The organism is Microcystis sp. 49638_E5 (assembly GCF_021300285.1).
In the GTDB taxonomy this organism is placed as follows: domain Bacteria; phylum Cyanobacteriota; class Cyanobacteriia; order Cyanobacteriales; family Microcystaceae; genus Microcystis; species Microcystis aeruginosa_C.
In genome coordinates this window covers 18,926-38,697 of sequence record NZ_JAJTDH010000003.1, presented here as the reverse complement: position 1 = coordinate 38,697, position 19,772 = coordinate 18,926, and the positions used below count along the sequence as shown (strand labels likewise).

General features: G+C 41.7%; 10 protein-coding genes and 1 pseudogene. 5 read left to right on the top strand and 6 right to left on the bottom strand.

The genetic code is table 11. The features are described 5' to 3' along the window. Positions 1–5: 5 nt before the first annotated feature. Positions 6–3,992, bottom strand: coding sequence for a magnesium chelatase subunit H (locus tag LW728_RS01150; protein WP_287764779.1), 3,987 nt, complete (start codon positions 3,990–3,992; stop codon positions 6–8). Positions 3,993–5,041: 1,049 nt separating this feature from the next. Here LW728_RS01150 and LW728_RS01145 point away from each other — a divergent pair. Beyond that, positions 5,042–9,265: a lectin-like protein gene (locus LW728_RS01145; RefSeq protein WP_287764776.1), complete on the top strand. Its 4,224-nt coding sequence runs from the start codon at positions 5,042–5,044 to the stop codon at positions 9,263–9,265. A gap of 696 nt (positions 9,266–9,961) precedes the next feature. Next, complete coding sequence (locus tag LW728_RS01140) at positions 9,962–10,837, top strand: N-acetylmuramoyl-L-alanine amidase-like domain-containing protein (protein WP_287764774.1); 876 nt, start codon at positions 9,962–9,964, stop codon at positions 10,835–10,837. Here the strand turns inward: LW728_RS01140 and lpxC are convergent. From lpxC to LW728_RS01115, 5 genes and pseudogenes are all read right to left on the bottom strand, one after another. Continuing rightward, positions 10,834–11,646: a UDP-3-O-acyl-N-acetylglucosamine deacetylase gene (lpxC, locus tag LW728_RS01135; protein ID WP_287764772.1), complete on the bottom strand. Its 813-nt coding sequence runs from the start codon at positions 11,644–11,646 to the stop codon at positions 10,834–10,836. The genes LW728_RS01140 and lpxC overlap by 4 nt on opposite strands. A 119-nt stretch (positions 11,647–11,765) precedes the next feature. Further along, on the bottom strand, positions 11,766–13,751 hold the full coding sequence (locus LW728_RS01130) for a BamA/TamA family outer membrane protein (RefSeq protein ID WP_409773324.1): 1,986 nt from the start codon (positions 13,749–13,751) through the stop codon (positions 11,766–11,768). A gap of 361 nt (positions 13,752–14,112) precedes the next feature. Beyond that, positions 14,113–14,991: an Hpt domain-containing protein gene (locus LW728_RS01125; RefSeq protein ID WP_287668560.1), complete on the bottom strand. Its 879-nt coding sequence runs from the start codon at positions 14,989–14,991 to the stop codon at positions 14,113–14,115. 137 nt (positions 14,992–15,128) lie between these two features. After that, positions 15,129–15,290: pseudogene (locus LW728_RS01120) on the bottom strand (IS630-like element ISMae27 family transposase); the annotation flags it as partial. Next, positions 15,247–16,404 carry an AAA family ATPase gene (locus tag LW728_RS01115; RefSeq protein WP_223211078.1) on the bottom strand — a complete coding sequence of 386 codons (1,158 nt, stop codon included), beginning with the start codon at positions 16,402–16,404 and terminating at the stop codon, positions 15,247–15,249. The gene LW728_RS01115 and the pseudogene LW728_RS01120, both read right to left, overlap by 44 nt. A gap of 730 nt (positions 16,405–17,134) precedes the next feature. Here LW728_RS01115 and LW728_RS01110 point away from each other — a divergent pair. The 3 genes from LW728_RS01110 (at position 17,135) to LW728_RS01100 (ending at position 19,758) form a co-directional block, all read left to right on the top strand. Then, on the top strand, positions 17,135–17,485 hold the full coding sequence (locus tag LW728_RS01110) for a DUF6883 domain-containing protein (protein WP_104395420.1): 351 nt from the start codon (positions 17,135–17,137) through the stop codon (positions 17,483–17,485). Beyond that, entirely contained in the window at positions 17,482–17,790 is a 309-nt protein-coding gene (locus tag LW728_RS01105) for a DUF4926 domain-containing protein (RefSeq protein ID WP_002732232.1), read from the top strand. The genes LW728_RS01110 and LW728_RS01105 overlap by 4 nt, the downstream gene beginning before the upstream one ends. A 510-nt stretch (positions 17,791–18,300) precedes the next feature. After that, complete coding sequence (locus tag LW728_RS01100) at positions 18,301–19,758, top strand: AAA family ATPase (protein WP_287764766.1); 1,458 nt, start codon at positions 18,301–18,303, stop codon at positions 19,756–19,758. The last annotated feature ends 14 nt before the right edge of the window (positions 19,759–19,772 follow it).

Below are 19,772 nucleotides of genomic sequence, written 5' to 3'. Positions count from 1 at the left end.
CTATTCTACTCGATTCCTTCGATACGGTCCTCCACTTCTTGATAAAGTTCCTGTAAGCGGTCTAAATTCTCTTGAGAAGTTTCCCAGTAACCGCGACCATTAACTTCTAGCAGGGTTCCCACCATCTTGCGGAAAGAATTAGGATTGAGATTCATCAGACGCTGACACATTTCCTCATCTTGAATAAAAGTGGTGTTCACATCTTCATAAACCCAATTATCCACCGCATCAGCAGTTGCCGACCATCCCATCGTATTAACCAAACGCTTCGATAATTCTCGGACTCCTTCGTAACCATGACTTAACATTCCCTCGTACCATTTGGGATTGAGTAACTTGGTGCGGGTATCTAAGCGCACGGTTTCCGACAAAGTACGCACCTGAGCATTAGCGGTGGTAGTATCAGCAATATAGGCCGCCGGTTTTTTGCCATCATCGCGTAAACTAGCGACAACTTTTGTCGGATCCGAGTCGAAATAGTGGGAAACATCGGTTAAACTAATCTCGCTAGAATCCAAGTTTTGGAAAGTTGCCTCGGCAGTTTTTAAAGATGCTTCAAACAACTGACGATTATCGGCCATCATCCCCGGATTATCCGAGTCGAAAGCAAAACCCTTGCGGTTGAGATACATATTCTGTAACTCTTTTTCGTCTTCCCAACTGCTATTTTCCACCGCGAGATTAATATTAGAAGAATAGGAACCAGAAGCATTAGAAAAGATGCGGGTGGCCGCCTGTCGAACCGTTAAACCCATTTCTTTTGCTTGTGACCTAGCGTGTTTGCGGACATAATTCATCTCCACCGGTTCGTTTGCTTCCGCGGCCATTTTTACCCCTTGGTCAAGCAAATTCATCTGATTGATAAATAAATCCCGGAAAACACCAGAACAATTGACCACCACATCAATGCGCGGTCTTCCCAACTCCTCTAGGGGAATCAATTCCAATTTATTCACCCGTCCCAAAGCATCGGGAAGAGGACGAACCCCCACCATCCAGAGAATTTGTGCCAGAGATTCCCCGTATGTTTTGATATTATCCGTTCCCCAGAGAACACAAGCGATAGTTTCAGGATATTTACCACCATTATCCAGTTTTTGCCGTTCTAACAGACGATCCACCACGATTTTAGCCGATTTTACCGCCGCTAGAGTCGGGATAGACTGGGGGTCTAAAGCGTGGATATTTTTACCCGTCGGTAAAACCCCGGGGTTACGAATAGGGTCGCCACCAGGACCGGGAAGAACGTATTCTCCTTCCAATGCTTTTAATAGGGCCCCCAATTCATTATCAGCACAGACCTGTTCCAAACAGAATTCTAGGTATTCAAACAGGGGTTTTAACGCCACCGGATCAACTTGTGGATAACCCATCGACCGTAAAGTTTCCAGCCAAGGCGATTTCTTGCCTATATTCAAGAAATTCAGCTTAGAAAGCATCGATACCCGACCTTCTGCGTCGGTTTGGGACTTGACTAAAGTTGCGACGGCAGCGCGAGTCGCGAGGGTGATGTTTTGCAGTAATTCCACATCCTCCAGCACACCTCGATCGCTATTGCGATAAACTTCCTCTAGATCCCGGCCGATGCTGTTGGCAATAATCCGCGGTAAGGAAAGTAAATCGTCCTCTTCCCGGTCTAAACTGGCAATATTGACCAAAGTTGCCACCGCTTCCAGCGCCGAGGGGGGTTTCCCAATAACATGAAGTCCGCAGGGAAGTAAGCGCGATTCAATTTCCATCAGTTTACGATAGACCGAACCGACGATATTATCCCGTTCCTCTTGACTGAGATCGGCAGTGTCACCATCAGGTAAACTTATATCTTTGTCGAGATTGACCAATAAACATTTATCGACAATAGTATTGACAATTTGCACCCCACGCCCACTATCCTTCAGGGTTTGGTAGGAACCGATCAACTCGCTTAGTTCTTTTAACCCCTTGTAAAGTCCAGCATTTTCTGCCGGAGGAGTAAGATAGGAGATAGTTTCCGCATAACTACGACGTTTAGCGATCGTCGCTTCGCTGGGGTTATTAGCGGCATAATAGTAGAGATTGGGAATCATCCCGATGAGGTTATCGGGGTAGCATTCCCCAGACATTCCCATCTGTTTACCCGGCATAAATTCTAGGGAACCGTGGGTGCCAAAATGGAGAACCGCATCTGCTTTCCAGACTTGATTGAGATAGGTGTAGTAGGCTGCAAAACCGTGGTGGGGACTAGCAGAACGAGAAAAGAGCAGACGCATGGGGTCCCCCTCATAACCGAAGGTGGGTTGAACCCCAATAAAGACATTACCGAACTCTTTGCCGTAGATTAACAGATTTTGTCCATCACTGTTGAGATGTCCAGGTGGTGGTCCCCAATTTTCCTCCAAACGGACGGAATAGGGGGTTAAACGCTCGTATTCAGGCACAGACATCCGATAGGCGATATTTAGCTCCGGACTATGGTATTGTGCGGTGGCATCATGGATTACCGCTGCCATCAGTTCTTTCGGAGATGCGGGTAAGTCCTGCAAGTCATAACCGTTATTTTGTAACGCTTGCATCACCTCGTAGATAGAACCGAACACATCTAGATAGGCTGCAGTTCCCACATTCCCTTTATCGGGGGGGAAACTAAAGACCGTGATGGCGACCTTTTTATTCAGTTTCGGTTTCTTTCTTAGGTTAGCCCATTTTAGCGCCCGTTGAGCGATCGCTTCTATCCGGTCCTGTAAAGCGATCGCTTTACCCGTGGCCCCATCCCGGCCCGATAAGATAATAGGTTCGATCGCACCGTCTAATTCCGGAATAGCAATCTGTAGCGCCACTTGAATGGGGTGTAACCCTAAATCGCTTTCTTCCCATTCCTGAGTAGTTTGGAAAACTAGCGGTAACGCGCACATATAGGGACGATTGAGACGTTTTAAGGATTCTATCGCTGACCGGTGATCTTGTCGCGCTGGACCTCCCACTAAAGCAAATCCCGTCAGGGAAATTACTGTGTCAACGATAGCAACCGCTTCCACTCCTTTTAAGCTTTTATCCCAGAAGTATTCCTCTACCGGTTTAGAAAAATCTAATCCCCCAGCAAAAACAGGAAGGACTCGCGCACCCATAGACTCAAATTCCTGCACGAGAGCGACATAATGAGCGTCATCACCAGTAACGAGGTGAGTTCTCTGTAAAATTAAACCAACACAGGGAGCCAAAGGGTCCTTCAGGTCATCAGCAATATCACTGCGGTTATTGTACCAAGCGAAGTATTCCTTGACATCCGACCACATTTTCATCGATAAAGGATGCCAGATACCCAGATCTGGATAAACTACCGGTTCCTTGTAAACTACACTGTCATCCTTGTTATCAAAGACGTACTTATCGGCCAACATTAACAGGAAATTCTCTAAATTTTCTGCCGAACCTCCCAGCCAATACTGGAAACTTAACATAAAGTTGCGTGCGTCCTGAGCTTTTTCCATAGGGAGATATTTCAGGACTTGCGGTAAAGTTCGCAATAACTTTAACATCGCATCTTGGAAACCAGCGCCAGAGTTTTCCCTGCGCTTTTTCATAAAATTAGCGATGACACTCTTAGACTGTCCCAATTGTGCCATGGAAAAGCAACCTAACTTATTTAAGCGCATTACCTGGGGCATAGAGGGAAAGACAATCACCGCATCTAATTTATCCCGATGGGGACCGACAGCGGCCACCACTTTATCGGCTAAATCTTCGATAAAGATGAGAGATGCGATGAAAATATTAGCTTTGGCTATATCCTCCTGAAAATTGCGATAATTTTCCCCATCGCGCAGTTCTTCGATTAAATAACCACTAATTTCGATCGCTAGTTTCTGGTTGTTAGCGTTGATTTCCCTGACCGCACTACTCAGCGCACTTTGGTACTGAGGTTCTAGCACGACATAGACCACCTTGACCAGCGATCGACCATTCAACCCGTCGGGAACTATGTGACGAATGGTGGACTTGACGTGAGTGAACATATATGATGGTTCTCCTTATGATTGCTGAGTCTGGTATGAAGGGATTTTCGTCATCAGATGACGATCGCCCTTTGTTTAAGGTATTTAGATATATGTTTCTGTTTTGTATCAGAAAATGTAACCCTGATGAGCATTTACTCTGGGTTTTGACACAATTCGATAAATATCTTGCCATATTTTGTAACAGATGGTAAAGAGCTTTCTGAGTAACTGCTCAGGAGTTTCTTTACAAAAATTAATATTTAATCTATTGACATATTATTCTTGCTGTGATATAATTTAAGGCTATTGAAAATTTCTCAGGCTGATAAGCATTAACCCTCGATTGCTAGTCAAGGATTTGGGGTGTTGTCGTTGTATTATCTAAACTTTCAGAGTTTATTGATCGCAATTATTATGCTGATGCGGTGCAAAGTATCAGTTGCAGAATCTAGCATTGATGAAAATCTATAGCATCTCTACTATTTAAGGAAGAAGGCTATCGCTTTTTTGAGACTTTCTTTTCATTGTCTGAAAACGCTACAAATCAGAATATCAAAGGGTTTTGAGGATTTCAGTTAAGGTAGATCAGGTTTAATCTCCCAATCGATCCAGATTAATTTATTTGTTCTAGTTTAATGAATTAGGGATCTATCCCATAAAGTTACTCTTTAAAATCTAATATAAATCTAATATAAATCTAATATTCTGCTCAAAAAAATCTATTAGAAAAGTATTAATTTTATAGATTGCCATCAGCAAAAATAAAAGCTATTCTGATATCAAAAGTGATTAATTCAATCACTTTTAACCCAAAAGACAAGACATTTTGCCTTATAGAATTATGGTAAAATCAAACAATTCAGGAATGGATTTTTCAGAGTGTCTTAAGGGTGTAAATCAAAAATACAATTGGGACTATTCAAAATTTAGCCCTGGTTTCGAGTAGAGAGATAAGCATTTATACTTATGATAAAAGTGGGATGCAGTCGCTCGGTATCTATCGATGGCTTAGTTTTGACGATTTTTTCCTTCTCCATCATTATCAAACTTTTACCAAGGTAAAGACAATGAATAATCATCAGCAAATTTCTTCTGAAGCTAGTGTCTTGAATCAGGCGATTGCTATTGCTCAACAATCCCTAAGTTCTTTTTTTGATAATCTCAGCGATGGGTCAGTAGCCTTTGGCAATAATTACAATCAAATTCTTGCCCAAGAATTATTTCAGGCTTTCGCTCAAGGTAATTTTACGGCAGTTCCTACCATAAAAATTCTCTCTGAGGAAGTGTTAGGAGCAACCAATGGAGCCTATACAAAGCAGAAAAATGAAATCTATCTGAATGAAAGATTTTTAAGCGAGAATGTAGGAAATGCGAAGACTATCGCCGATGTGATTATTGAGGAAATCGGGCATTTTGTTGACGCTCAAATTAATACAACCGATAGTGCGGGGGATGAGGGAGATATTTTTTCCCGTTTAGTCAATGGGGAAACTTTGAGCGCAGAAACCCTGGCCAATTTAAAGGATGAGGATGATAGTAAAACGATTGTTTTAGGGGGTGAAGTAGTTGAAATTGAGCAGAATACATCTCAGGGTGTAACCATTTATCAACATAGTACCTATTCTGGAACTTTCCAAACCCTTCAAGTAGGAAGTTACGATATTAATTCGTTAACCATTGGCAACGATCAACTGAGTTCATTAAAGGTAGCTCCTGGATTTGCCGCTATTTTATACGAACATGCTGGCTTTACAGGAGCAAGTCGTACATTCACCGCAGATACGTCTTTTGTTGACACTTTCAACGATCTTACTTCCTCAATTGTTGTCATTAATCCTCTCAACAATAATCTCCTCAAAGTCACCAACAATAATGATGGTGGGATTGGCTCTCTGCGTCTTGCCATTGATTACGCCAATATTAATCCAGGGATAGACACCATTGATTTAACAGGCGTTAGTGGCACAATTAACCTCAACAGTACCCTGAATATCGGTGCCGGTAATGACATTAACTTTGTTGATGATGGCAATACCACTATTAGCGGTCAAAATGCACGGCAGCTCTTTAGTATTAATGGGGCGAATGTCACCTTATCAAGACTTACCCTCGCTAATGGTTACGCCAAAGGAGGCGATGGCTTCAATGGTGGTGGTGGTGGACTAGGTGCAGGAGGCGCACTGCTAATTAACTCAGGGAATGTCACCCTTAATAATGTGACTTTTGCCAATAACCGAGCCTTTGGCGGGAATGCTAATGGCACAGCAGGAAATGGCGGCCAGGGTGGTAATTATCGATTCGCTAATGGCCACAATGGTGCTAGTGGTGGACTGGGTAACCCCGGTGCATCCGGTTTTCTAGGCAGTGTGGGGGGTGCTAGTGGTCAAGGTGGTCAAGGCGGTAAAGGCGGTTCAAACGCCTGGACTGTCGGTAATGGCGGGAATGGTCAAAACGGCCTCAATGGAGGATTCGGTAGCGGCGGCGGCGGCGGCGGCGGCGGCGGCGGCGGCGGCTCAAATCTTCTGGGAGGAAGGACAGGCGCAGGACGCGCAGGAGGCGCAGGAGGTTTGGGAGGCCAGTTTGCCGGAAATGGAGGTAATGGAAGCAATGGAAACAATGGAGGTAATAGCGTTAGTGGCAATAATCCAGGTAATGGCGGTATTGGGGGTCGAGGTGGCGGTGGAGCCGGTTTAGGCGGTGCGATTTTTGTTAACACTGGTGCTGGTTTAACCTCTTTCAATAGTGTTTTTGTGAACAACTCTGTTCAGGGGGGTACGGGGGCAAATAATGGTCAAGGATTAGCGAAGGATATTTTCGTTCGAGATGGTGTGACAGCCCAAGGCTTTGGTTTTGAGAATCTAGACAAATACGGAACGGTAAATAACCTCTCCTTACCTCAAGGTTATAAACAGTATGACGGTTCGATTTACCGCGTTATTACGGCTGGGACATGGGAACAATCTCAAATTCAAGCCCAGAGTTTAGGCGGTAATCTGGTGACGATTAACTCACAATCTGAACAAGATTTCTTAACTGGGGAATTTGGTGGTTCTGAGCAATTTTGGATCGGGTTAACCGATAAAGTAACCGAAGGACAATTTAAGTGGATCAATGGTGAAACTTCCACTTATACCAACTGGAATACAGGACAACCTGATAATGCGGGAAATGAAGATTATGTGGGGATGAATTTCGGTGCTACGGGCAAATGGAATGATTATAACGGTACCACTTCTTTGAAGGGGATTGTTGAAAACAAATTTTTTGAGTGGAATGGCAGCAAGTATCTGGTAACAGGTGCGGGAACTTGGGAACAGGCTCAAGCTCAAGCCGTTAGTTTAGGCGGAAATCTTGTCACCATCAATTCCCAGGCCGAACAAGACTTTTTAGTCTCTAAGTTTGGTGGTTCTGAGCAATTTTGGACTGGGTTAACCGATAAAGTGACCGAAGGACAATTTCAGTGGATCAATGGTGAAACTTCCACTTATACCAACTGGAATACAGGACAACCTGATAATGCGGGAAATGAAGATTATGTGGGGATGAATTTCGGTGCTGCGGGCAAATGGAACGATTATAACAGTACCACTTCTTTGAAGGGGATTGTTGAAATTAATCAGTTCAAACCCATCGGCAATAACGGCTCTCAGTTTTTTACCCTTGACAAACCAAATAACGTCAATATTACGGTTTCTGGGGGTAATTCCTACGATATTTTCCAACTCCAATCCTATGATGGTTTAACCACCTCACAAAAGGTTTACGGTGGTGGGGGAGCCGATATCTTCAATGTTGCCATACAACCTGCTTCGGGGATTGTCGGACTTGATTTCAATGCAGGCAAACTCAAACAACTTGCCGAATTGCTTGTCGAACCCGATTGGGATGTAAGAGAAAAACGCCATACCGCAGATATTGCTGCTGCTGTAACGGGGGCAGGAATTGATTATGCCGCCGCCGCTGCCACTGCTTTATCCGGTGCTTTACCTTATGGTTCTAATGCTGTCGAAGCCGTTATTAATGTAGCGGCCGCAACACTCCACTTAGCCAATGATCTTGCCAATATCGAAGTTAACTATGCCTTAGATATTGAAGAATATCAGAATAACTTAAGAGGAATTGGTGATTTCTTTGCCGGCCAAGGAAGTCAAGGATGGGGAACAGTGAAGGTTACTCAAAGTCGCTCCCTCGTAGAAATTCTAGATTTTCAACCCGGGATAGACACCATAACCCTACCTAAATTGGCAACCAATGAAAGCTATAAGTTTAATATCGCCACCAATAGTGGCGGACAAACAACCGTAGAAGTTGCCTACAACAATCAAACCAATCAAGCTTCAACTTTCTTGCGATTGGGATTCAGCCCAGATACTTTATCCACAATGAATGGGCAAAACATGGGCATAACACAGTTCATGGAAAGTTTACTCAAGGTGTATCCAACCTATTCTGTGATTGGCACAACCGTTAAAAATGGCACAACAGTCACTGGTTTAACTTATAACGGAACAATAGCAGGAGAACATATCTATGTTCCTGATAGTAATCGCACTACAGGCGTTGTCAGTATCTATGGGCAAGATGGCGATGATATTCTTAAGGGTCGCACAACGGGAGCTAATGCAATTTATGGTGGCACGGGAGATGATTTCATTGTCGCCGGTGGAGTAAATGATACTATCGATGGAGGAGAAGGATACGACCAAGTAAGTTATTCTCTCGCAAGCTCTGGAATTTCTATTACTGGTGCTAGTTCTAATCGCCTAAACATTGAATCGGTCATCGGCAGTAAATACAACGATGTGATCAATTTCACTAACTTACCCACTGCACCCGTTGACGGACGACACGTATCTATACGAGGTGGCGAAGGTAATGATAGTCTTACAGGTAGTCAATTTAGCGATGTTCTCACCGGTGGCTCCGGCATCGATACACTAATAGGAGACTCTGGCGATGATGTTCTTACCGGTGGCACCGCTCAAGGAGATGGAACGGTTGATTCTAGCAATGATATTCTTACGGGCGGCGCAGGTAAAGATATCTTTACTTTTTACAAACTAGGTGAAGGTGTGGATCGAATTACGGATTTCACTGTCCAGCTGGCATCGCCTAGCTTGTCCGATCAAATTCGTGTTGATAAAGCAGGATTCGGAGCAACTTCCACCAGTCAGTTCTCTTACAACAGTACGAATGGAGCGTTATCCTTTAATAATCAGCAATTCGCTATCCTAGAGAACTTCATAACCCTTACAGGATTCAATGTCAACCGCGATCTGGTGTTAGTGTAATTGATTTAAACAAGGAATAGAGCCTCAAACTCTATTCCTTAATCAAAATTTGCAGTTAATTAGGGTTTGCTGAATAATGGTAAAACCCTTTTAAAATAAGGCTTTTGACTTGTTAAAATCCGATGTTCATGCTGCGAAAATAGGATTGAGACCTTCAAAAACCTGGCATTATCCTTTTTTAGTACAAAAATAATACAAAAAAGAGGGCAACAAAGCCTGAAACTCCTGACGACCGACTCCTAACCCCACCAACAAACTTTTTCAGCAAACCCTAATTAGGCGGAAAATCTGGATCAAAATTATTTGGAAAAATTGGCTCGTTTAGAATTTAAAAACATGGTCAATGGCCAACTACAAGGCATTTTAAAAAAAGGTTCTGCCGAACTTACACTGTAGAAAATTCCTCAAACTCCCTCTCTGCCCAGCAATGCTCTACAGTTGATAAATATCAATCTAACAAAAACTCAAAGCTTTAGTATATAGGCTTTACAAGCATGAGTTGTTAATAGTTTTACATGACAGGTTCTTTAGAGCCTAAATAATTTGAGGATATTGATAATAAATTTATCTATAATATAGAGTAGAATATAATGAGAAACACCAACTAAACCTAGCAGATTTTAACAGTTGACAACTCTGATAGTTAATTTGTATTAGTCGGTGATAAACCCTATTATTTTCAGTAATCGATCGAAAATGTTTTTTAATTGGATAACTTTACCCTATTTATTAATTAATCCTGTTTTAATTCCCTTGAGTATAGCTCGATCGGAAACTATTCTTGCTCGAGAAGTCAGCGATCCTAATTATAAAAAACTGGTGCAGTACGCTCAAAATCAACAACTCGATCGCCTAGCCATGGCTGATATAATCCAGAATATCGCCACTCAATTTTTAGGAGCAAAATATCAAGCAGGATTACTCGATCGCTCGGCAACAGAAAAATTATTTATCTCTTTAAAAGAGTTTGATTGTGTCCTATTTGTGGAAACAGTTTTCGCTTTGAGTCACAATTTTGCTTTAAAAAATTATCAGTATTCTGCTTTTAGTCAGCAGGTTTTAAATCAGCGTTATCGCCACGGTATTCTCGACGGTTATTGTAGTCGTCTGCATTACTTTTCCGATTGGATTAATGACAACCAAAAACGAGGTAATGTGGAAAATATAACTCAAAAATTAGGTGGAATTACTCTTGACAAAAAGCTCAACTTTATGAGTAAAAATCGCCCTCTATATCCCCAGTTAAAAACTCAAAGTAATTATGATTGTATTCAACAGGTAGAACGGCAATTAGAAAGTTTATCCTTAACCTATATTCCCACCGCTAAGATTAAAGATATTTATCCACAACTACAAGCTGGAGATATTATCGGTGTCGTGACTAATATCCCTGGTTTAGATACCACCCATACCGGTCTAGTTTATCGCTTTCCTGATGGCAAAATTGGCTTAATTCATGCCTCTCCTGCTGGTCAAATTACCATTGCTAAAGACCTAGAAAAATATATCACTAAAGTGGACAAAGCCATCGGTATTTTTGTCGTTCGTCCCCTTGATCCAAGAAATAATTAACCCTGAATTGCTTTAGCTAATTGAATGTGGAGTTTATGACTAGCTTTAAAAGCCATGTAATGAGCGGTGGGAATGGTTCCCAGTAAACTCAAATCACCAATTAAGTCCAATAATTTATGCCTTGCTGGTTCATTTTCAAAGCGTAAAGGAGGATTTAACCATTGATTTTGATCGCAGACTAAAGCATTTTCTAAACTGCCTCCTTTAATTAAACCAGCCTTTTGCAGATACTCAATTTGATCAGCAAAACCGAAAGTCCGGGCATTTGCGATCGCATCTCGAAAACTTTCTTGATCAGGACTCCAACTATACCATTGATTACCGATGGGTTTATAGGTAAAATCGATGCCGTAGGTAAAACGTAATTCAGGAGAAGGAATCACCGCCACAAAAGCATCTCCTTCGTACAACCAAATCGGTTGAGAAATAGTTAAATCTGATGGAGAAAAAGAGTTATTTAAACCAGCATTTTCGATCGCTTCCACCCAGATTTTGGCCGAACCATCGAGGAGGGGAATTTCCGCACCATCCACCTCAATGCGAGCGTCCTCTACCCCCAAAGCGGTTAAGGCCGCTAATAAATGCTCAACGGTTCTAACTTTTGCTTCTCCTTGTCCCAATTCCGTTGATAAAGTCGTTTGGTAAACCGAAGAAACTAGAGCGGGAATAATCGGTTGATTGGCTAAATCTCTGCGGACAAAATAACGTCCTTCCCCGGGGTTTGCCTCACAGACGCGCACCCGTGTCATTTCCCCTGAATGCAGGCCAATTCCCGATAATTCAAATTGTTTAGCGATAGTAGAAACCATAATTATTAAGTAATAAAGCTTTGATCAGTGAACAACAAAAAAACTAAATTTATCGATAACTGATAACTGATAACTGATAACTGATAACTGATAACTGATAACTGATAACTGATAACTGATTAGAATCTTTCCCCGATACCGAAATGGAGACGAGAACCACCATCGACATTAAAACCGTAGTCAACCCGAATTTGGCCGACGGGAGATTGTACCCGAACACCCAAACCGTAACCGAGACCGGTACCGGGTAAATCCCGGACAATCCCGGGTTGGCCGGGGACATCGCCTTGGGAACCAACAGTAGTGCCGAAATCGACAAATAACGCCCCCCCAATAATTGCTACTATGGGGAAACGATATTCGGCGGTGGCTTGGAAATAACTGCGACCGCTACCCACTTCCCCCTCGGCGTAACCCCGTACAGAGTTACTACCCCCAACGATAAAAGCATCGTAGGGGGGTAAATCGCCTAATACTGTCCCTGCTTGCGCATTAAAAGCGAGGGATTGCTGACCTTTAAAAATATCGGTTTCAAAGAGATTAAAGGAATTAATAAAGCGAACGGGGATAAAGTAACTGTAACTACCCCGAACACGAGTGCCTAAAATACTGCCAGAACCGACTGGAATAGTTTGTTCTAAACCTAGACGCAGGAAAGAACCACTGGTGGGCTGCAGGGGATTATCGCGAAAATCTCGAATAGCGCCAATATTTAGGGAAAGTAGATCATCAATCCCAGAGGAACTAAAAGCCAGTTGTTGACTACCAAAACCATTGAGAGGTGCAGAGACGGGGGAGATGTCACCATTGGCATTTTGCACCTGTACCTGTTGATAGTTAAAGCCTAGGGAAAGCACCCATTTTGGTTTCGTAAACACATCGGGGGCCAAAGGACGGACAAAAGTAATACCGCCACCCGTCCGGACGATACGGGGACTATCATTATCGTTAAGCGTCCTAATTGAGGAATTTTCCCCATCATAAACCAGAGAAATCGACTGTCGCCGGAAAACGTTCACCGTGTAGGAAGTACGGAAATTATCCGTGGCAATCCAAGGATCGGAAAAACTCAGATCGAATAAAAATTCCCGTTCCCCTAACTGGAATTCTGCCCCTAAAGTTTGGTTATTACCGCCAAAATTGCGCTGTTGATAGCTAACAGTCCCGAATAAGCCCGCATTCGAGCTAATACCACCCCCAGCGGCCAGGGAACCGGTATTACCTTCCACCACATCGACGTTAACGATCACCTCCCTTGGGTCGCTGCCGGGGGAAAAAGACAGACGCACATCCTCGAATAAACCGAGACCGAAAACACGCTGTAAATCCTGTTGGGCCGTATTGCGGTTAAAAATATCCCCTGCTTTTAGGCGCATTTCCCTAGTAATGATAAATTCTCTGGTTTTACCCTTGACCGGTTCCTGTTCGACGTTAAAGTAGCGTACTTGAATTTTTTCGATTAAACCTTCGGAAATGACCAGAATCACCCGACCATCGGGAGTTACTTGCGGCGCACCGATTACCTGGGCCAGATCATAGCCGTTTTTGCTGTACCAGTCATTGATTTTTTTTACCCCCGCCTGTAATTCCCGCAAATTCAGGGTTTTGCCGTATTGACCGGCGAAAATTTCCTCGACCACCCCGGCAGGTAAAATCGATTTTTCCACGGTTTCCGGGGCAATTTGAATCTGTACGCCCTGAAAAACGGGGTTAGGTTGCACCTCAAAGGTGACTCGCACCCCCAGGGGCGTATCTTGGGGAACTGCCCGCACATCGGCAAAAAAACCCGTGGCAAAAACGGCGTTAATATCTTCTTGTAGTTGCGATCGAGTCGTGCTGCGTCCGGGTCGGGTGCGAATGGTATTATAAACTAGATTTTCTAATTCTCGATCGGCCCCCTGTACTACCACTTCAGCCACCAAAACCCGCGACTCCTCTGCCGGCGCCGGTGGGGCCGTTGTGGGAGTTTCCGGGGGGGTTGGGGTTTCCGTCGGGGTTTCCGGCGCTGGTGCCACGGGTGGAGTAGTTTCTGCCGTCGCGGGAGGAGACTGTACTAGTTGCTCGACGCGGGGAAAAACCGTCTCTGGGGGTTCTTCTTCGGCCATTACCGTCCCGTGAAATAATCCGAAAATAGCCAGCAGCAGGGCCAGCGAGGAGTATCGCCTCGAAAAATTGAGATTTTTAAGCACTTCCACACACCCAGTAACACCATTATGGTTTTGTTTGTTTTCTCTGCCCGAGAAATTTAACGAACGTTAAAACTCTAGCAGATCGCTTACTCTCAGTAAATCCCGGCTTGACCGGTGACTCAAGAGATGCTGCCTCAGGTCTGATATTGGTCAGCCATCAGCATTAAGTTTTTATCTTGCCATATCTTAGCTTTTTCTGGTTTGGCTCTATCCCAATTCACCATCGAGGATTATTGCCACCTCGGTGGGCGCACAATTAGTTACGTCGGGGCAGCTGTTAACGTCTCGTTTGTAATAACTGTACCAGTTGCGAGACCTGTTGGCGATTGAACATTTGCAGCAGGGTACTAGCTACTAATTCCGGTTCCAGGGTGATCAGGATTTGTGGTAATTTGGCGGTGGCTAATAATTGCAATTCTTGACTGACGGTGATTTCTTCCCCGCGACCCCATTCTAATAAATCACCGGCTTGTTTTAATTCCTTAATAATAACTGGGGCGAGAGTACGATAGGAATGTTTGGGGTTAGCTAGGGCCGATTGGGCATTTTTAACTAAATATTGCCATTGTTGCTGTTCTGAAGCCAATTGAGACAGAGGTAAAATTAATTTTTGTAATTGCTGACGGGAAGCGCTGGTTTCTTGCTGTTTGAACAGTTGTAACATCTGTTTGAGGATATCTCTGACGCTGATAGAAATAGAAGAGGCCGCCGCAATAGCTGGGGTGGATTTTACTTGGCCCAGAAGATAGTTAAGATGGGCGTGTAATTCGGCAAAAGTCGCTTCACCGTTTTTAACGATAGCGTCAGCTTCCTCGCCTTGCAAACCCAAGGGACTCTGCAGCTTATCGATCAATATCTGAAGCAGATCATAACCCTTGAGGAACAAAGATTCTAATTTTTGATCCACTTCTAGGGGATTTTCTTTCAGTATTTTAAGAGCATCCTCAAGACGGTGAGCAGTTTTTTGGATACTGCCATAACCTAACATGGCCGCCCCCCCCTTGACGGAATGGACGGCACGAAACATCTCGTTCATCTGTTCATTGTTGTTGACGAGATTGCCTAAGTCTAAAATCCCCTGTTCCAAAGTTTCCAGGTGTTCTTTTGCTTCTTCGATGAAATAGCCGAGAATTTTCCGAGCGTTAGCAGAGTCCAAAGTCTTATCCCCCTTATCACGATGCTGTCTAGTCCTAGATTGCCCAGTTTTTCATTAAATATATCAGTTATGAGGCAATGGCTAGGGAAACTGGCCCAGACGGGGACAAGCGAATACCATTTTTCTAAAGTCCTGACAGACCTAGCTAGAGCTTCTAAAATCCAAGACCATCCCGTCAAATAGTCGATCGTGTCATTGGATAGAGAACTGAAAAGATGGTAAAGTTTACTTCTTAAGTTATCAGGGGAGTTAAAATTAGACCATGCCAATAAGTTTTTCAAATATAGCCAAACTCTCTCGGTAACAACAAAGTACATTTCCAATATCACTATCGGGTACTGCATCTAATAACGCCTGGTTATGGGAGGTGATCAGTACCCTCAGTTTTCTTTCTAAGGCGATCTCCCGAATTTGCTTAACTAAATTATCTGCACGACTGGGATGAACACCATTATCGATCTCTTCAATAATTACGAAAGTTCCAGAATTTACACTTAGTAGAGTTGCAGCAATCGCTAAAACTCTCAGAGTACCATCAGACAACAAAGGAGCATCTATCTGATGTTCTTTGTTCCCAAAAGACTCTATTAGTTTCACCATAACATCCTTGCGGTCTGTAATGATAAAGCGAATATCGGTAATATCCTGTTCTGGTAATGAACGAATGAAGTCAAGCAACTTGTTTTTTTGAGTCTCTCCCTGCTGACAAACTGCGTAAAGAACACTAGAAAGGTTAGAGCCATCTTCTTTAATATCATCATCTTTAGCGTAAGCATAATCCCGCATTACTGCTGGACGAGGATCAAGAAAGACAATATTTCTCAAGGTTTCTCGAATTACTTTAGTAACTGCTGGAATAATTTTTTGTGATTGAGTATGACTTTGCTGGAACCGACTGGGAGTTTCCAATTGATAAAAAATAGCTTGTCGGTTAGAACAAGGTATATGAGGCTTATTTTTACCTGTCTTAAAATTGTTATACATCACCCTAATTTCATCGGTGTGTGAGTTGGGATCGCCATCAATTTTGTAAAGTGTTAATTCCTGATCTTTACTAGCTTTACTGACACTTTCTCCGATTATAATAAGTTGGTCTGATAATAGCCCAATTTCAATCTCGAAATCAGTCCAACCGTCAGGAGCGTTATCAATGTGTGTTCCCAAGGTAAAATACTGTTTTTCTGCACCGAAAAGATCGATCGCTTGTCCACGAGCAATTGCATTCCCGCTTTGAATGTTGCGTTCAATGTCATCTAACCTGCTGCCTTTCGCTAACCACGAAAGTAAGCGAATTGCTTCTAGTGTATTACTTTTACCTGACGCATTAGCACCGATTAAAAAGGTTATGGGTGCTAGAGACAAGGTTGCCTCCTGATAGCTTTTGAAATTCCGAAGAGTCAGCGATGTTAACATACTTTTCACCCATTAAATCTTGACTGGTGCAGTTTGAGCATTTGTACTAAAAGTTCCAATACCAGCGCAGCTTATAGACTCTAACAAGTACCGAAAACTAGCACCCATAAGCTTGAAAACTCAAACTGTAGGGCAGGGCATATCCGAACAGTATAATCTAGGCTTGGGGAGATAAGATCGCTGTTTATTGGCATTGGGGCGGAACCCTTACCCTTACTGCAGGTCGCTTCTCAGAAAAAATTGAAAAGACGCTACTGGGTACATTTTCCCCTTGAAAATGGCTGTACCGTTGACTGTATCTAGAGTAGAGCGATTCTGTGGAGTTGGCTTTATAGTGATCGCTAACCTTATGATCACAGATGATGTCATTAATCTCTAGAGTAAGCAATTCCCTCTGTAGCCATGTTTTTGCTGGTTTTCTGCCCCGAAACAAGCTATAATGGTCGAAAGGTCAAATTGGAAAATTTTTGCCTCAAACCCTATCTGCGTAAAGACTTCAGGATTTTGTGTTCAGTAGCTCATTGGTATTATATGGCTTTAACTCAGGCTCTGTAAGACTTTTAGCCATAGCTAGTATTTTTGTACGGGTAAAGTACAGAGCTAAATGGTTGCCTTTTTTAACTTTTTTATTGATCTCATTAAGCATTTCTACTTATTGCAAGGGTGAGATGCTCCCTTATGAAATATGAAACTAGAGGCAAAGTCAAAATTAATAATCGTCTTAATTCCAATGAAATTAAAAGATATTGTCAACAAAGTCAAAATAGATTCTAGAAAATTAACCCAATATGCTCTCAATTTAGACAATCCAAAAGGATTAAATAAAGCCATCATGTTTCAACGCCACTTAGGATATACTCAAGATAATTATGAGCCACTTCTACAACAAATCGCTAACAAATCCCTTGAAGCAAAAGCTGTTTATCAAAGTACAGATCGACATGGCAAACGCTATCAAGTTGACCTAGAAATTACAGGAATTGAACCAGGGCAACAAGAAATAGTGAGGACTGGATGGATTGTTGAGCCTGATAGTGATACAGCTAAATTAGTAACTTTATATGTGAGAAAAAAACCATGATTAAACCAGAATTATTTGACCTTGTGGAATTATTAGTTGACTTGCCTGAACATAACTTAATAATGGGAGAACAAGGGACAATTGTTGAAGACTACAATGATGGTTGTTACGAAATTGAATTTAGTAATGATCTAGGGGAAACTATAGCCCTTTGTTCTCTCCCAATGCAGCAATTTATTGTCATCTGGAAAGCTCAGAACAAAACTTGGTTATCTTTAACAGAAAAGCTAACAGCTTTAATCGATAAATTACCCAAAGAAAAGCAACAAAAAGTTTTAGATTTCACCCGCTCTTTGTATCAATAAAATCGGAAAAATAGGCTATTCCAGAATTGTTATGCAAATAATTAACTTAAAATAAAAGCTAAAATTCATATAGGGAAGGACTTAAGGCACAAACAAGTTAAGGCCACAAAGATAGACAATAGAGTTAAGATTTGATATAATCGCCAAAAACGAGATTATTTTACTTATGATAGTTGATAAATTTTTGAACCTAAAAGGAACCTCTATTCAAGGCTATCGACACCTAGAAAATATCAGTATATTTTGACGAATTGAATCAAAAAATAAAAAAGCAACGGCTCGAAGGCGTTAGATTTATTTGGGGTTTCCTTGGGTTGAATCGGCAGCAGTATCGACTAATTCAAAGGATTAGACAAGAATTTACCAAGGTCAAGGTCGATGATCGCACTAAAATAAGCTCTCTCAGTGTTAGTTATTATTACCCGTTCGGATCAGCTTAGGAAAAAACTTGACAAAAGTTTCATATTAGATTATAATTTTCGTTTGAGACTGTCATAGGAGATTAAAGGTATGTCTCGATTTATTAAGCGTTTAGAAGCGATTGGAATACATGGAAGATTTGATATTAATCTTGATTTTCAAGATGGAGTTAATATTATTCATGGAAGTAATGGCACAGGCAAAACCACTGTATTGCATATTCTTGCTAATGCCGTCAACGAAGATTTTAGACGTTTTGGCTATTTAAAATTTCAAAAATTAACCATTACATTAGATGATGATACGGAAATATTGATAAAACAGCAGAATTCTCCTCAAGAACCTCAAGAAACAGTAACAAAAGTCTTTGTTAATAATCAAGAAGTTGATTCTTACCGTTTTGCAGAATTATTATTAGAAGAAGAAAAGCAAAAAGAAAATGGCGAAATTTTATTCTCCCGACGTTATTATCTATCATCTTCTAAGAAAAAGCAAGATATTGACTTAAAAGCAACTTATTTCCCTGCTTTTAGAACAATGATTGAGGCATGGGCTACCTTAGATGAAAATGAAATTAGACATTTTGCCCGAAGATCACCTAATTTTAGAAAAGCTCTAAGAAGTTCCGCCAGATCAACCGAATTAGCTCGGATTCTATTTGGGAAATTTGTCCCTATACTTGAGTATCCTTCACCGATAGAAATAGAAGAACATATTAATTCAGAATTAACAGAAGCTCAATTAAAAATTGCTAGTCTTGATAGAAATTTGCTTTCACAAGCTTTTCTTCAATTTTCTCAAGTTATTTCTCAATCATTTGAGACAGACGATAATACAAAAGAGCCAGACGAAGTTATTACAGAAATAATAGAACTTTCGGAAAAATTGCAAAATTCACCTTTTCAAGTTAATCGTGATCAATCAGATGATGTTTATAAAAAATTAATAGAACAGTTGAGATTCTTTGAATCAGAGCCAAAATACAAAACTATTGCTAGTAGAGTTTTATCAGTGTATAAAAGTTCTCTTCAACAAAGACTAGATGCACAAATAACAGCTTATTATACTATTGAAAGATATCTTGAATCAGTCAATGGATTTTTAGAGAGAAAGCAATTAAAAATAGGTTCTACAAGCTTACCTCAAGGCAGAGGGAAATTAGGTGTTAAAATTGGTGATGAAGAAGCTATTCATAGTCTGCAAATTTTGTCTTCTGGAGAAAGACAAGTCGTAGGTTTAATTTATGCCGCCAGTCACATGACAGGTGGTAGGGTTGTTTTAATTGATGAACCTGAAATTTCACTTCACATCGATTGGCAGCGTAAATTATTACCAGAAATGGTTAAACAACTTGATGAGAAACAACTTGATGAGAAACAACTCATTATTTGTACTCATTCTGCTGTGATTGCATCCAAATATCGAGAGAGAATGATAAAACTTGAACTACAACCAACGGCAAACGCTAATATAAATACTGATACTCTTGACAGTGAAGATCAAATGTATATACTAGATGATGATGATTTTGAAAACATTCCCTTTTAAAAATTTAGATAAGT

Excerpts from the sequence above, each read along its gene's own strand:
- LW728_RS01150 (WP_287764779.1), bottom strand. The coding sequence starts at position 3,992 with ATGTTCACTCACGTCAAGTCCACCATTCGTCACATAGTTCCCGACGGG.
- LW728_RS01115 (WP_223211078.1), bottom strand. The coding sequence starts at position 16,404 with ATGTTAACATCGCTGACTCTTCGGAATTTCAAAAGCTATCAGGAGGCA.
- LW728_RS01145 (WP_287764776.1), top strand. The coding sequence starts at position 5,042 with ATGAATAATCATCAGCAAATTTCTTCTGAAGCTAGTGTCTTGAATCAG.
- LW728_RS01130 (WP_409773324.1), bottom strand. The coding sequence starts at position 13,751 with ATGGCCGAAGAAGAACCCCCAGAGACGGTTTTTCCCCGCGTCGAGCAA.
- LW728_RS01100 (WP_287764766.1), top strand. The coding sequence starts at position 18,301 with ATGTCTCGATTTATTAAGCGTTTAGAAGCGATTGGAATACATGGAAGA.
- lpxC (WP_287764772.1), bottom strand. The coding sequence starts at position 11,646 with ATGGTTTCTACTATCGCTAAACAATTTGAATTATCGGGAATTGGCCTG.
- LW728_RS01110 (WP_104395420.1), top strand. The coding sequence starts at position 17,135 with ATGAAATTAAAAGATATTGTCAACAAAGTCAAAATAGATTCTAGAAAA.
- LW728_RS01140 (WP_287764774.1), top strand. The coding sequence starts at position 9,962 with ATGTTTTTTAATTGGATAACTTTACCCTATTTATTAATTAATCCTGTT.
- LW728_RS01105 (WP_002732232.1), top strand. The coding sequence starts at position 17,482 with ATGATTAAACCAGAATTATTTGACCTTGTGGAATTATTAGTTGACTTG.